The organism is Vibrio sp. Vb2880, from assembly GCF_033337975.1.
Taxonomy (GTDB): Bacteria; Pseudomonadota; Gammaproteobacteria; order Enterobacterales; family Vibrionaceae; genus Vibrio; species Vibrio alginolyticus.
Genome location: NZ_JAWORT010000003.1, coordinates 360,018 through 372,474, shown reverse-complemented (window position 1 = coordinate 372,474; position 12,457 = coordinate 360,018). Strand labels below are relative to the sequence as shown.

Genomic DNA, 12,457 nt, shown 5'->3' with positions numbered 1-12,457 from the left:
CCTAAAAAAGGTCTCGGCGTACTTCGCGAAGCAGCAAGAGTGAAGTACGAGTTCATTGAAAGCTATGTCGGTGAGTATTCCATTAGCTTAATGTGCCGCACCTTAGAGGTGAGTCGAGGTGGTTACTACAAGTGGTGCCATCATACGCCGAGTGAGCGTTCAAAGCGGCGAGAGCGCTTTGAACAGCTCGTCATGTGTACCTTTGCCCAATATCGGGCACGTTACGGCTCAGTGCGAATAGCCGAAGAGCTCAACGAAGCAGGCTATGCCTGCTGCGTGAATTATGTGGCTGATATCATGAAGGAAAAAGGTATCAGGGCACGTAATGGCAAAGGGTTTAAATACAGCAAGGACGTGGCTGCGATGACGAATGTTGCCGACAATTTACTGCGAAGAGACTTTGAGTCTGGGACACCAAATCAGAAGTGGGTTACGGACATCACGTATATCTGGGTGAAGAGCCGTTGGCTCTTCTTAGCGACAGTGATGGACTTGCATTCAAGGCGTATTGTGGGTTGGTCGCTAGGGACAACGATGACCGTCGAGCTCATCACCAATGCCCTAAAAATGGCGTTTGAGTCACGTAAGCCGCCTAAGGGCGTCATTATCCACTCGGATCGTGGTGTACAATACAGAGCATATAAATATCAAGACTTCATGCGAAAGCATGGAGGTGTACCGAGCATGAGTCGGCAGGGCAACTGTTGGGATAATGCGGTGATGGAGTCGTTCTACAGTCGACTGAAAGTCGAACTGATATACGCAGAAGACTACCAAACCCTCGAAGAGGCCCGAATGGGCATCTTCGAATACATCGAGGTATTTTATAATCGCAGAAGAAGACACTCAGCGTTGGAGCATGTCAGCCCGGTTGAGTACGAAAGTATGTAGTTATGTACTGTCTACTTTTTGTGGGGTACACCATATGGATACTTCCCCAGAAATAGAGTTATCTAAAGAGTAGCATAACTCAATTGAAGTCCTCAGAAACAAGTCGTTTCCTGAACATCAAGTAACTCGTTCTTACTATAAGCAACTCCCGTATATGAGGGCTTTAAAGTACAGAGATGATCAACTGGTTGGTGACATGGGGCTGGACTATAGAGTTGTTAGCGTCGGCGATGAAATTTACAAATATTGGGCGTTAGTGACTTTTATGTTGAACAATCACCTCAAAGAAATGGTATTGGAACTGCCATGTTGTCTCAACTCAGCGAGTATGCCTCAAGCAAACAGATCGACTTTATTAATTTAATCTCCGATTTAGATACTTTTGTTATGGTAATGGTTATCTTCGTCTTAGTTCTTTAAGCTCTTGGTTGCGAATACATGATCATAAGAATGATGGCGTTGCAGTTGATCAAGTCGATGATTTGTATGTTAAACCGATTAGCGGTAAAACTTGGGCTGTTGGTCATATAAACTGGTTAGGGTATATGTATTAGTCGGGTATCGGGCTAGCAAATTGTTCAAGAGGGATTTCAGCACGCGCGGCATTTTTTACTATGCGCTGGTTTTAGTGGTTAAGGCGGCATCGGTGTTGCGTTTCTCACACCTTGACAGGGCGTAATATTCAAATTAAGCCAATAAGGTTCTGTCCAAAATAAGCTACGCGCGGTGTGAAATAGGGGCTCGAAAGAGCCCCAAGCATTGTCATGACTTAGACTTTGTCCCTACTTTACGGCTCTTCCTCTTAACGCTTCAAAGGTTGCTCTAACGCGAGATGTGGTGTTGAAAGTGGCGTTTTCTGAAAGCGGCGTCAATAAACTTTCGTCGCAGATAGTGAAACGGGCCATGCAGTCTTGCTCGAACTTAGATTGCTTCTCCTTCTTGCCCAGACCTCCAATCGTTCGACCCATGTCATACTTTTTGTCCATGAATTTGGAGAGCTCATCATTTTGGTACTTCTCTACATTAAAGTTTCTATAGCCGTAGCCCATGTTAGACAGTATCGACTATAGAAGGGCCAAGGCCTGCTGAATGTCCTCGGCTTCATCCTCTTTTAGCTCTAATCCTCTTGAATCAGTTGTGCGACTGCCGTCGGCACGTTCAATTTGACCAATAGTTTCACACAAATGGTGGATCGGGGCAGCGAACTGATGAATGGTATCGCCGTTTTCGAGAGTAACAGTCCCTCGTTCAATGTTTGCCACGCGTTCGAGGTTTTCTTTGACTGCAAGTTTGAGATACACCTGAATTTTCTCGAAGTAGCTGTCTTTTAGAGACATGATGTGTAGTTGAAAGTGCTCTGTGGCGTATCTACGCTCTATGTCGAACTTTGAGTTTGGTATCTTAGTAGCGGTATCCAATGGGATCTGGAAGATAACGTCAGATGAGACGACAGAGTCTCTATCAATAACAGTTCCTCTTATTGATATAGACTTACCGTTATCACGTGGTAGACGCAATTGATACCATACCTTAATGTTTGCAGTATTTGCGTTTTCTTCTCTCATGTCGGAAATGATTTTATTTTCTTCAATTACACTGATCATAAGTTGTCCTTTTTATTATATTTATTAGTAAGATTATTTAAATAGTAAGTTCTTATTTTTCTATGCAATAAAAAGTTATTTTACATATTTTTACTATTAAATGTTAATTCGTGGTTTTTTCATACTTGGATTGCTAAGTTAATGATTCCTTTGTATTAGTTTGTTTGGTAATTAATTTGCTTATATTTAAAAAAGATTTTTAGTCAACTTATTATTCTGATTAAGAACCATAATAAATTGACTAAAATTAGTAAGCTAGAGTTTACTCTTTAAGGTTAGAGCTAGCCCTTGCTCCTCGCACATCTCTAAGTATCGTTCGATATGTCCGCTTGCGTTTGCATCTTGTATAGCATTCAGAATCTGGGGGATGGTGTGGACGGTTTGTATTCCGTCGTCGCGCCTTAACTGGAAGTCTTGTTGCTCTTTGTAGTCTCCCAGGTGGCTTTCTGCCTCAATAGTAAGGGGAACAAAAGCCCAACATATGCAGCAATGATTCAATGAACTCAATCAATAGCTCTGCCAGATGTTGATTGACTAATGCAAAGAATTCATCACGAGTCATTTTGGGAGAATTGAACCAAGATTTGCTGTAGCGTTCCTTATGCCATTTTTGATTGATTTTCACCCTGAAAACAAAGACATGAAGCTTGGAGTCGTATTCCCTGGAACCGCCCTCGTTGTAAAGTTGAAGGTAAGTGTGGAGGCGTGAGTACTTGAGAGCTTTATTGTTTTTTGTGAAATCTCTCGCTCTGAAGCGAAGCACCACATTGCAGTGGCGGTCATCATGACTCAGAAAATGACCGTGCTCATTCTCTATGGTCTGGGTTGGGTCTTTAACAATGGCATAAGCACGCTTAGATTCAAGAATATTTAACTGTTTAAGGCTTTGACTGTCACTTTCGGTCATTGTAAATCGACCGTTATTCAGCAGTTTTTTAGGGAGTATGCGTTGCCGTGTTCCATCTTTGAAGAAGGAAAGTACAAGGCTGGCCTGTTAGTCTTGTTTCGTGATTTATTGGGCTTACTTAAACGATAGGACATACCGTTGGGTAGCATGTCTGTTTGAGATTTGTAACTAAGCCTAACTTGCACACCAGCGGCTTCTAACTGCTCTAGAAAAACTGGGAGGGTTGGCCTTGCATTAAGAAGTCTGTTTTGCTCAAGAACAAAGTCTAGCTTGCGTCGTATTTGGGCTTTATCACCGCTTTTAGTTTTCTTTTTAGGATCGATGTTAATGGGCTTTAATTTCTTGCTCTTATCAATTTCATTAAACATATCACCTGGATTGGCAACACTTCTAAGGCCGAACTCCTCTTCAATTTCTCGCATGACTTTCGTGGCTTTAGGGTGGTTTTGCCATTCATTGACGACCTTCTTGGTTTTTAAGTCTATGGTGCCGCAGTTGATGTGGATGTGGCTATGATCGGTGTCGTGATGAATGAACACGATATATTTTGTGTTATGAAGCCCCATTCTGCGCATGTATTTCTTAACGAGCCTACGCCATTGTATGAGGTCAAGCTGTTCGCCTTTTTGAAGAGATATCATTCGATGGCTAGTCGGTTTCTGCATGCCAGTTTTGCTTTTATAGCTTGCTATCTCACGTCCAATTTCAGACCAATTCATCTCGTGAACCTTGAAGTGGGGCGTTTTTAAGATAGGGAGTGGTGATGAGATGTTGTGAGCCATTAGGAATTCGGTTTTTTCACTAATGATGTTTTCTTCTTCATGAGGCTTGAACTTGCCAGAAGCGTATTCGACAAGGATACATTGCTGTAGATCTTTGGTTGTGCCTGCCGCGTAGCTAGTGGTTGCAGCAGACTGCTCTTCGATGGATTGTTTTTTGTTTGGCGTTTTCGTCTTGAAAATCTTGTGAATAGCCATAGTTACACCTTTTTATAATTGTAATGTGGTGAGAAGAATCGGTAGGTTCGACCCGACGGGGTCGGAAGGGAGCGACATAGTCGCCCCTTGGTTACATGTAAGTTGCTTCTTCGCGCAGTTCTTTGAAGTCAGCGAGTTTTTGAAGCTGCTCTTGGGTCAAATGCCTATTAGCAAGCATCAAAGCGAAATCTGAGTTGTATTCACCCAGCTCTTGTTGCTCTCGCTCAGCAAGTTTTTGTTGAATCAGTGATAGGTATTCGATGATAAGGTTTACTGTTTCTTTATCTAAAACATTCTCTTGCAGGGCATGCATCAGTTGAACGCTTGAGAACTGGATATCTTCATTGATAGATTCAAGAACACATTCATCAACGCTGGGCCTCTCAATCTGGCTGACTTGCAGATCTGGTGTAAGGTTCAGAGTGATATCACGCATGTAAGTGGATAGGTGTTTGTAGCCTAGCTTTGTTCTACGGTACTCGAGTTCTGCTCTTTCCTGCGGAGTTATATTGATTTTGACCTGTTCACTGCATTTTGATTCTGCTGATTGCCGTGGTCTGCCGCGGTTTGGTTTATTGATACGCTGTTCAATAAGTTTTAGGACTTCGAGTTGCTCTTCAGAATCCCTAAGATGACGGTAGTCACCCTGCATTTCAAATACGAGCTGACGTTGTTCGATGAGCTTTGCACTGCTCATCTGGTCTAGCTTTTCTCTGATGCTTAATTCAAAATTAATCATACTGATTAACTTTATTATTTTTATTAGTGGTAAGGAGGAGCGAAGCGACAAGCGCAGAACCGTAAGGTTCGAGCACCGCAGCGTGAGTGAGTCAGCTCCGTAGGACAAGCTGTTAATTAATTTCGAGGAACGAGAAATAATTAGTACTGGCTTGTTTCCGTGTTTTGTAATTTAGTGGAAGCACTGTTGTTATTCTTATGCCCGCACTCATGGAGTGCATTCCCATTATTCATGGGCGTAAATTAAAATAGTGTTCCTATGTTTTATTTTAATCCACTGTGTGCGATTTATTCAACTGACATGAAATTTCATATTGAGTATAGTTTGAGTTATTTGGAAAATAATTTGTTTTTGTTATATGAAGTAAGTTATGTATTGATAAGTTAATAAATGATAAAGCACTTACAGTGGGGGTATATTAGAGTGGACTACTTCCTGAATAATATAAAATTATAGTTAGTCAACTTATTACTTTTTAAAAGGTATCGTGTGGTGATTTTGGGTATTGGATTGATTAGGTTAATAATTAACGATTCGAACCAAATTAATTGAGTAGGAGAATAAATACCAGTATGTTTAAGGCTGATTATGTTGGCCGACTTCGTCGAACTTGTCGAGTTGAGGTCGCGTGCTAAGTGGATGGGTTATGGATGGTAAGGTAAAACAGCGCAGAGCCAGGAAAGCTTATACTTCTGAGTTAGCTGAATCGTTTGCAAAAGCTGTTAATTTGGCAGCAAAGCAGGTTAGTAAAAAGAAACCTGTTTCCTCTTTAGCAACGCTGAATTAAAAAAAGAATGTTGTAAAGCTTGTTCAGCGAAAAAAGTAGCATTACCTATTTCTTTGCTTCATAAACAAAAAAGGAGCACACAGAGTGCTCCAAAGGATAAGGGCAGTGTTTGGTTTACCTTAAGCAGTGGCGAACTTGTAAGTGCGATAGCCGCCAATCAGGTTACGGGCTTTGAAGCCGTTATTAACTAGCTGACGGTATGCGACGTTACCGCGTAACCCAACTTGACAATAGATAACGATCTCCTTGTCTTTTGGCAGTTCTTCCAGACGGTGACGCAATTGGTCTACAGGAATGTTGATTGCATCTTTGATAAAGCCAACATTTTCAAGTTCGCTAGGGTTACGTACATCGAGCAGGACTTGCTCGTCTGTCAATGAGTCCATTTCATCAAAGTGAATCGGAGTGGCGTCACCCTTAATGATGTTATTTGCCACAAACGCCGCTTGGTTAATTACATCTTTAGCAGAGCCATAAGGTGGCGCGTAAGTTAGCTCGAGGTGTTGCAGTTGCTCTACCGTCATACCAGCGCGCTGAGCAACTGCCATTACGTCGATACGTTTATCAACACCGTCTTTACCTACTGCTTGCGCACCTAATATTTTACCTGTTACTGGATCAAACAGCATTTTGAATGACACGGTTTCTGCACCTGGGTAGTAACTCGCGTGACTTGCTGTATGCACATACACTTTTTCATAAGCGATGTTTTCACGTTTCAGCTGTTTCTCGTTTTTACCAGTAGAAGCGACGGCTAAATCAAAAATCTTACAGATCGCCGTGCCTTGCGTACCTTGGTAAGTTTCTTGGCGGCCAAGCATGTTGTCTGCTGCCATTCGGCCTTGACGGTTTGCCGGGCCCGCAAGTGGCACTAGAGTTTGCTCGCCAGTCACGAAGTCTTTCTCTTCTACCGCGTCGCCGACAGCGTAGATCGAAGGATCGCTGGTTTGCATGTATTCATTGGTATAAATACCACCAAGAGCGCCGATTTCTAAGCCAGCTTCTTTTGCTAATTTGGTCTCGGGGCGAACACCAATTGCCATAATCAAAATATCGGTGGTGAGTCTTTCACCGTTGTTTAGTGTTAATTCCAATTCACCTTCTAGATGTTGGTGTTTTTCGCTCTCACCAGAGTCGAAACTTGCCACGTGCTCGTTAGGTACGAATTTCACAGACTCAAGTGCGACGCCAAGTTTAAGGTCGATGCCTTTCTCACGAATTTCAGCATGTGCGAAGCCAGCCATTTCACGGTCAACGGGCGTCATCACTTGATCCGCCATTTCAACTAATGTGGTTTTTATGCCTAGCTGGTGGAAGGCTTCCATCATTTCCAAACCGATAAAACCACCACCAACGACCGTAGCGTGTTCAACTTTGTTGGTTTCAATCGTTTTAATGATGCGATCCATATCTGGAATATTGCGCAGCGAGTGCGTTAACGGGTTATCAATACCTGGAATAGGCGGCACAACTGGACCTGCGCCAGGGCTGAGTAGAAGAAAGTCGTAGCTCTCTTGGTATTCCGAGCCATCAAGCAAATTCTTAACCGTAACCGTTTTGTCTTGACGGTTAATAGAAACCACTTCGTTCATCACACGGACATCAACATTGAAACGCGCTAGAAAGCTCTCAGGCGTTTGAAGAAGCAGTTTGCTGCGCTCTTGGATATCGCCACCAATGTGATAGGGTAAGCCACAGTTTGCAAATGACACAAATGGACCGCGTTCAAACATAATGATTTCTGCGTCTTCACTAAGACGACGAGCGCGAGCTGCTGCAGATGCACCGCCAGCAACCCCACCAATAATCACGATTTTGCTCATGGATTTCTCCTGCTGAATGATCGAAAACGCCTACACCTTACTTAAATAAATTAGCTGAGTCTAATATTATTTAATCTACATTAGCATTGACTTAATAATATTAATTAGTAATATCTAATAAAATGTAATGTAGTAATGAAGAGGCATAAGAATGGGCGACAGTATGCTACAGAGTGCGACCGAAGCGAGTGAGCTGCTTAAAATTATGGCTCATCCAGAGCGCCTAATCGTGATGTGTAAGCTGATTGAAGGTGAGAAAGGGGTCGGTGAACTGTTTGAAGGTTCATCATTAAGCCAATCTGCTTTTTCACAACATCTCACCGTATTGAGAAAGCACGACATTATTAAAGCTAGAAAAGTTTCTCAGCAGGTATTTTATTCAATTTCTGATGAAAGAGTTGGTCCGCTGGTTGAGGCGTTTAAGCAAGTTTTCTGTAAGTAATTAGTTTGGCGGTTGCTATGTTTGAAGTTCCTTGGATGTCGCTGTTGGGCGGCATAATAGTTGGCGTATCAGCGATAACACTGATGCTATTTACTGGCAAGACTGCTGGGATCAGTGGGATCTTAAACGGTGCCGTTGAGAGCGCAGACCGCGTTTGGCGAATTGTTTTTTTAATTGCGATGGTATTAGGTGGCGTGTTTGCTGTTTATGTTCTTGGCGGGCATGTACCAGATCAGTACAGCGGTTCTCTTATTTTAGTTATCGTTGCTGGCTTGTTAGTCGGTGTTGGTACGCGTATCGGCAATGGTTGTACTAGTGGCCATGGCATTTGTGGAATAGGGCGTTTCTCAATCCGTTCTGTGGTCGCGACGTGTACGTTTATGGCCACAGCCATGTTAGCCGTCTTGCTAGTATCGTGAGGAATAGTGTCGTTATGAAAACTCACGTAATGAAAGGTATTAAGCAAATGTCCGTTGTTGCATTTTCTGGTGTGCTCTTTGGTATTGGTATGGTGGTCTCTGGTATGGCAGATCCGGCAAAAGTGATCGGCTTTCTTGATATTACCGGTTCATGGGACCCAAGCTTAGCCTTCGTTATGGGCGGAGCACTTGCGGTGTTCGTTCCAGCTTATCTTTTATTAATAAAGCCAAGAAGCGAATCTGTGTTTGGTGATGAGATTGTATGCCCAACTTCTAAAGCGATAGACAAAAAGTTAGTCGGTGGTGCTGTACTGTTTGGTATTGGTTGGGGGTTACTGGGTGTGTGTCCTGGTCCTGCGGTTGCCAGCCTTTTCACTGGCAACACACAAGTTCTGCTCTTTATAGTGGCAATGTTGGCTGGGTCATTCACCGCTAAAAGAGTGGTTCGTCAATAAAGAAAGTACTTCAACGTTAAAAATAGTACTTAAACGCTAAAAAGTGAGTGTCGTAGAAACCGGGCAATGGTCACTCAGTTTATAGTCGAGTACATCTTGTGTTTTGAAAACGGTTTGAACACCAGACGACGCCTTTAAATCACCACTCACAATAATGTGGTCTATCACCGAGCGGAATTGGTGGGTTTTATTCGGATTACGATTAGAGCGCACTTTACATTCCGCTTTAGTGTCTTTAGTCACTAGCTTTGCACTAGTATTGTCCGATATCACGTCCCACAACCAATCTCCTTGATAACCCAAGTTGTGGTTAAAGTCGCCAAGCACGACATAATGTTGTTTGTTGTCCTCGCGCGCCTTTATCCACTTAGCTAGTGCCTGTCCTTGTTGTTTCACTATCTTACAATCGCGGTTATTACGATACGTGCCACTGCAACCCGCTTTCAGATGTACAGAGAGTAGGTGAGTCTCGTTTTCTTGGTTTGGATTTAAAACAAGGTAGCTCGCGAAGCGCAGCTTGCTGTTGCCTCGTGTGATAGAGAAGTCTGGCTTGTCTAATATGCTTACGCCATTGCGCACGGCAAAGCCTGTGTATTGGTTGGTGTCGTTAAACTGAAGGTGTCGGTTGGAGGCGTTTGAACGATCGGAAAGATAAATAGTGAAGTTATTGCCAACGGCTTTTTGCATTGCAGCAGCACTTTCGACTTCTTGAAAAGCAAGAATGTCGGCTTGTGTTTTATCCACATAGTGGGTCAGTTTTTCAAAATCTTGTGGTGTTCTAGACACTTTTCCACCATCTATAGATAACCATTCTATGTTCCAACTGGTTAGATTGATGGAGTTTTGAGCAAATGAAAGAGAACTAAAAAGTAATATTAACGTAACAAAAAGTGATCGCATTTTGGCCTGTTGCACTCCTATCTTTTAGCGTATTCCTTTCCATCCTTTATCCTACAAGACCTCCAAAAATAGCAAGTAGATTTAGTACCAATTTTGCAATTTTCATGGTTTTCTTCGCAACTGAGATCAACGCCAATAAGATCGATTTCTTCTTGTTCGCTAGCCAATCTTTATTGATCAAAATCAATGTTTTCGAGTGGTGCTTCTCGTTAAATACGCCACAATATATTGTGTTGCTAGAATAAAAAATAACCCCATATAGTGTGTTTGTGGATAACTCTGTGAGTATGCTCGGGTAAGGAGAACAAAGTGAAACCAATCGTAATCAAACGCGACGGATCAAGAGCTCCGTTCAACAGGGATCGTATCCAAGCAGCAGTTGAAGCAGCAGCGGAAAACAAAGATAAAGATGTCGCTATTTATGCTCTTAATGTGGCTCTTGCTGTCGAGTTACAGTTAAGAGCACACGATGAAGTTCACATCCATGAGATTCAAGACTTAGTCGAAAATGAACTCATGCAAGGTCCTTACAAAGCCCTAGCGCGTTCTTACATTGAATATCGCCACGATCGCGACATCGCTCGTGAGAAGCAAAGTGCACTAACTCGCGAAATCGAAGGTTTGATTGAAGAAAGTAATCTGGATCTAATCAACGAGAACGCGAACAAAGACGGCAAAGTAATTCCGACTCAACGTGACTTGTTGGCTGGTATCGTAGCGAAACACTACGCGAAGACGCACATTCTTCCTCGCGATGTGGTTCAAGCGCACGAAGTGGGTGACATTCACTACCACGATTTAGACTACGCACCGTTCTTCCCAATGTTTAACTGTATGCTTATCGATCTTAAAGGCATGCTGACGCATGGTTTTAAAATGGGTAACGCTGAGATTGATACGCCAAAATCAATTTCGACTGCAACAGCGGTAACAGCGCAAATCATTGCTCAAGTCGCGAGCCACATTTACGGCGGTACAACCATCAACCGTATTGATGAGGTTCTAGAACCGTATGTAATCACAAGCTACGAGAAACACCTAGAGATCGCAAAAGAGTGGAACATTGCTGAGCCAGAAGAGTTCGCAAAAGCGCGCACTGAGAAAGAGTGTTACGACGCATTCCAATCTCTAGAATACGAAGTAAACACGCTGCACACAGCGAATGGGCAAACCCCATTCGTTACGTTCGGTTTTGGTCTTGGTACAAGCTGGGCATCCCGCCTTATCCAGAAATCGATTCTGAAGAACCGTATTGCAGGTCTAGGCAAGAACCGTAAAACAGCGGTATTCCCTAAACTTGTATTCGGCATCAAAGATGGTTTGAACCACAAATCAGAAGATCCAAACTACGACATCAAGCAACTTGCGCTTGAGTGTGCGTCTAAGCGTATGTACCCAGACATTCTTAACTACGACAAAGTAGTGGAAGTAACCGGTTCATTCAAAACGCCAATGGGTTGCCGTAGCTTCCTTGGTACTTACGAAGAAAACGGTGAGCTGATTCACGAAGGTCGTAACAACCTTGGCGTCGTGAGCTTGAACCTTCCTCGTATCGCTATCCGTGCAAACGGAAGCGAAGAGAAATTCTACGAGCTTCTAAATGACCGCCTACGTCTTGCTCGTAAAGCACTAGAGACACGTATCTCTCGCCTTGAAAACGTGAAAGCACGTGTGGCCCCAATCCTATACATGGAAGGCGCATGTGGTGTTCGCTTGAAAGCAGACGACTCAATCGCAGATATCTTCAAGAACGGTCGTGCGTCTATTTCTCTTGGTTACATCGGTGTACACGAGACAATTAACGCGCTATTCGGTACAGAAGCGCACGTTTATGATGACGCTGTTTTGCGTGAGAAAGCAATAGCGATCATCAAGCACCTGAAAGACACAGTAAACGGTTGGGCGGAAGATACTGGTTACGGTTTCAGCCTATACGCAACGCCAAGTGAAAACCTATGTAGCCGTTTCTGCCGAATCGATGCGAAAGAGTTCGGTGTAATTGAAGGCGTAACAGACAAAGGTTACTACACCAACAGCTTCCACCTAGATGTTGAGAAGAAGGTGAACCCGTACGACAAGATCGACTTTGAGATGCCTTACCCAGAAATCTCAAGTGGCGGCTTTATCTGTTACGGCGAGTTCCCGAACATGCAACGCAACGTTGAAGCACTAGAAAACGTATGGGACTACAGTTACACCCGAGTGCCTTACTACGGTACAAACACGCCAATTGATGAGTGCTACGAGTGTGGCTACAACGGCGAGTTTGACTGTACAAGTAAAGGCTTCACTTGCCCAAGCTGTGGTAACCATGACTCAACTAAAGTATCAGTAACACGTCGAGTTTGTGGCTACCTAGGCAGTCCAGATGCACGCCCGTTTAACTTCGGTAAGCAAGAAGAAGTGAAGCGCCGAGTTAAACACCTGTAAGGTTAACTACCACTCGTTTTACACTTTGAAAATCAACTTTAAACAGGTTGATTTTCTCTTTCTCGATAACACAGAGACGCATT

Annotated in this window: 13 protein-coding genes and 1 pseudogene; 7 read left to right on the top strand and 7 right to left on the bottom strand. The window is 43.3% G+C overall.

The window, feature by feature from the left end:
- Positions 1-891 (top strand): IS3 family transposase (locus R7M92_RS05625; RefSeq protein ID WP_318132923.1); only part of this gene is annotated, 891 nt, incomplete at its 5' end.
- Positions 892-973: 82 nt separating this feature from the next.
- Positions 974-1,445 (top strand): annotated as a pseudogene (locus R7M92_RS05620) (GNAT family N-acetyltransferase).
- A gap of 228 nt (positions 1,446-1,673) precedes the next feature.
- On the opposite strand, the gene R7M92_RS05615 reads toward R7M92_RS05620, so the two are convergent.
- From R7M92_RS05615 to R7M92_RS05595, 5 genes are all read right to left on the bottom strand, one after another.
- Complete coding sequence (locus tag R7M92_RS05615) at positions 1,674-1,859, bottom strand: hypothetical protein (RefSeq protein WP_318132921.1); 186 nt, start codon at positions 1,857-1,859, stop codon at positions 1,674-1,676.
- 96 nt (positions 1,860-1,955) lie between these two features.
- Positions 1,956-2,495, bottom strand: a complete 540-nt coding sequence (locus R7M92_RS05610) for a hypothetical protein (protein WP_318132920.1) — start codon at positions 2,493-2,495, stop codon at positions 1,956-1,958.
- Between the two features lie 451 nt (positions 2,496-2,946).
- Positions 2,947-3,402, bottom strand: coding sequence for a hypothetical protein (locus R7M92_RS05605; protein ID WP_318132918.1), 456 nt, complete (start codon positions 3,400-3,402; stop codon positions 2,947-2,949).
- A 17-nt stretch (positions 3,403-3,419) separates the two neighbouring features.
- On the bottom strand, positions 3,420-4,379 hold the full coding sequence (locus R7M92_RS05600; RefSeq protein ID WP_318132917.1) for a relaxase/mobilization nuclease domain-containing protein: 960 nt from the start codon (positions 4,377-4,379) through the stop codon (positions 3,420-3,422).
- Positions 4,380-4,470: 91 nt separating this feature from the next.
- A complete protein-coding gene (locus R7M92_RS05595; protein ID WP_318132916.1) occupies positions 4,471-5,118 on the bottom strand; it encodes a hypothetical protein in 648 nt (215 codons plus the stop codon).
- A 646-nt stretch (positions 5,119-5,764) separates the two neighbouring features.
- Here R7M92_RS05595 and R7M92_RS05590 point away from each other — a divergent pair.
- A complete protein-coding gene (locus tag R7M92_RS05590; protein ID WP_318132914.1) occupies positions 5,765-5,905 on the top strand; it encodes a hypothetical protein in 141 nt (46 codons plus the stop codon).
- 119 nt (positions 5,906-6,024) lie between these two features.
- On the opposite strand, the gene R7M92_RS05585 is transcribed toward R7M92_RS05590, so the two are convergent.
- Positions 6,025-7,728 carry an FAD-dependent oxidoreductase gene (locus R7M92_RS05585; RefSeq protein WP_318132912.1) on the bottom strand — a complete coding sequence of 568 codons (1,704 nt, stop codon included), beginning with the start codon at positions 7,726-7,728 and terminating at the stop codon, positions 6,025-6,027.
- Between the two features lie 151 nt (positions 7,729-7,879).
- Between R7M92_RS05585 and R7M92_RS05580 the strand changes: the two genes are divergently transcribed.
- From R7M92_RS05580 to R7M92_RS05570, 3 genes are read left to right on the top strand one after another with little or no spacing between them, the layout of a single operon-like run.
- Positions 7,880-8,170 carry an ArsR/SmtB family transcription factor gene (locus tag R7M92_RS05580; RefSeq protein ID WP_005376206.1) on the top strand — a complete coding sequence of 97 codons (291 nt, stop codon included), beginning with the start codon at positions 7,880-7,882 and terminating at the stop codon, positions 8,168-8,170.
- A gap of 5 nt (positions 8,171-8,175) precedes the next feature.
- A complete protein-coding gene (locus R7M92_RS05575) occupies positions 8,176-8,589 on the top strand; it encodes a YeeE/YedE family protein (RefSeq protein ID WP_395231669.1) in 414 nt (137 codons plus the stop codon).
- Between the two features lie 14 nt (positions 8,590-8,603).
- Positions 8,604-9,044, top strand: a complete 441-nt coding sequence (locus R7M92_RS05570; RefSeq protein WP_318132910.1) for a YeeE/YedE family protein — start codon at positions 8,604-8,606, stop codon at positions 9,042-9,044.
- Positions 9,045-9,080: 36 nt separating this feature from the next.
- Here the strand turns inward: R7M92_RS05570 and R7M92_RS05565 are convergent, their stop codons facing one another.
- On the bottom strand, positions 9,081-9,944 hold the full coding sequence (locus R7M92_RS05565; RefSeq protein WP_318132908.1) for an endonuclease/exonuclease/phosphatase family protein: 864 nt from the start codon (positions 9,942-9,944) through the stop codon (positions 9,081-9,083).
- Positions 9,945-10,253: 309 nt separating this feature from the next.
- Here R7M92_RS05565 and nrdD point away from each other — a divergent pair, with 309 nt between their 5' ends.
- Positions 10,254-12,374, top strand: coding sequence for an anaerobic ribonucleoside-triphosphate reductase (gene nrdD, locus R7M92_RS05560; protein WP_005376212.1), 2,121 nt, complete (start codon positions 10,254-10,256; stop codon positions 12,372-12,374).
- Positions 12,375-12,457: the final 83 nt, after the last annotated feature.

What these genes read in the sequence shown, in the direction of transcription:
- R7M92_RS05580 (WP_005376206.1), top strand. Translation starts at nt 7,880, where the DNA reads ATGGGCGACAGTATGCTACAGAGTGCGACCGAAGCGAGTGAGCTGCTT.
- R7M92_RS05590 (WP_318132914.1), top strand. Translation starts at nt 5,765, where the DNA reads ATGGATGGTAAGGTAAAACAGCGCAGAGCCAGGAAAGCTTATACTTCT.
- R7M92_RS05610 (WP_318132920.1), bottom strand. Translation starts at nt 2,495, where the DNA reads ATGATCAGTGTAATTGAAGAAAATAAAATCATTTCCGACATGAGAGAA.
- R7M92_RS05565 (WP_318132908.1), bottom strand. Translation starts at nt 9,944, where the DNA reads ATGCGATCACTTTTTGTTACGTTAATATTACTTTTTAGTTCTCTTTCA.
- R7M92_RS05585 (WP_318132912.1), bottom strand. Translation starts at nt 7,728, where the DNA reads ATGAGCAAAATCGTGATTATTGGTGGGGTTGCTGGCGGTGCATCTGCA.
- R7M92_RS05570 (WP_318132910.1), top strand. Translation starts at nt 8,604, where the DNA reads ATGAAAACTCACGTAATGAAAGGTATTAAGCAAATGTCCGTTGTTGCA.
- R7M92_RS05615 (WP_318132921.1), bottom strand. Translation starts at nt 1,859, where the DNA reads ATGGGTCGAACGATTGGAGGTCTGGGCAAGAAGGAGAAGCAATCTAAG.
- R7M92_RS05600 (WP_318132917.1), bottom strand. Translation starts at nt 4,379, where the DNA reads ATGGCTATTCACAAGATTTTCAAGACGAAAACGCCAAACAAAAAACAA.
- R7M92_RS05605 (WP_318132918.1), bottom strand. Translation starts at nt 3,402, where the DNA reads ATGACCGAAAGTGACAGTCAAAGCCTTAAACAGTTAAATATTCTTGAA.
- R7M92_RS05595 (WP_318132916.1), bottom strand. Translation starts at nt 5,118, where the DNA reads ATGATTAATTTTGAATTAAGCATCAGAGAAAAGCTAGACCAGATGAGC.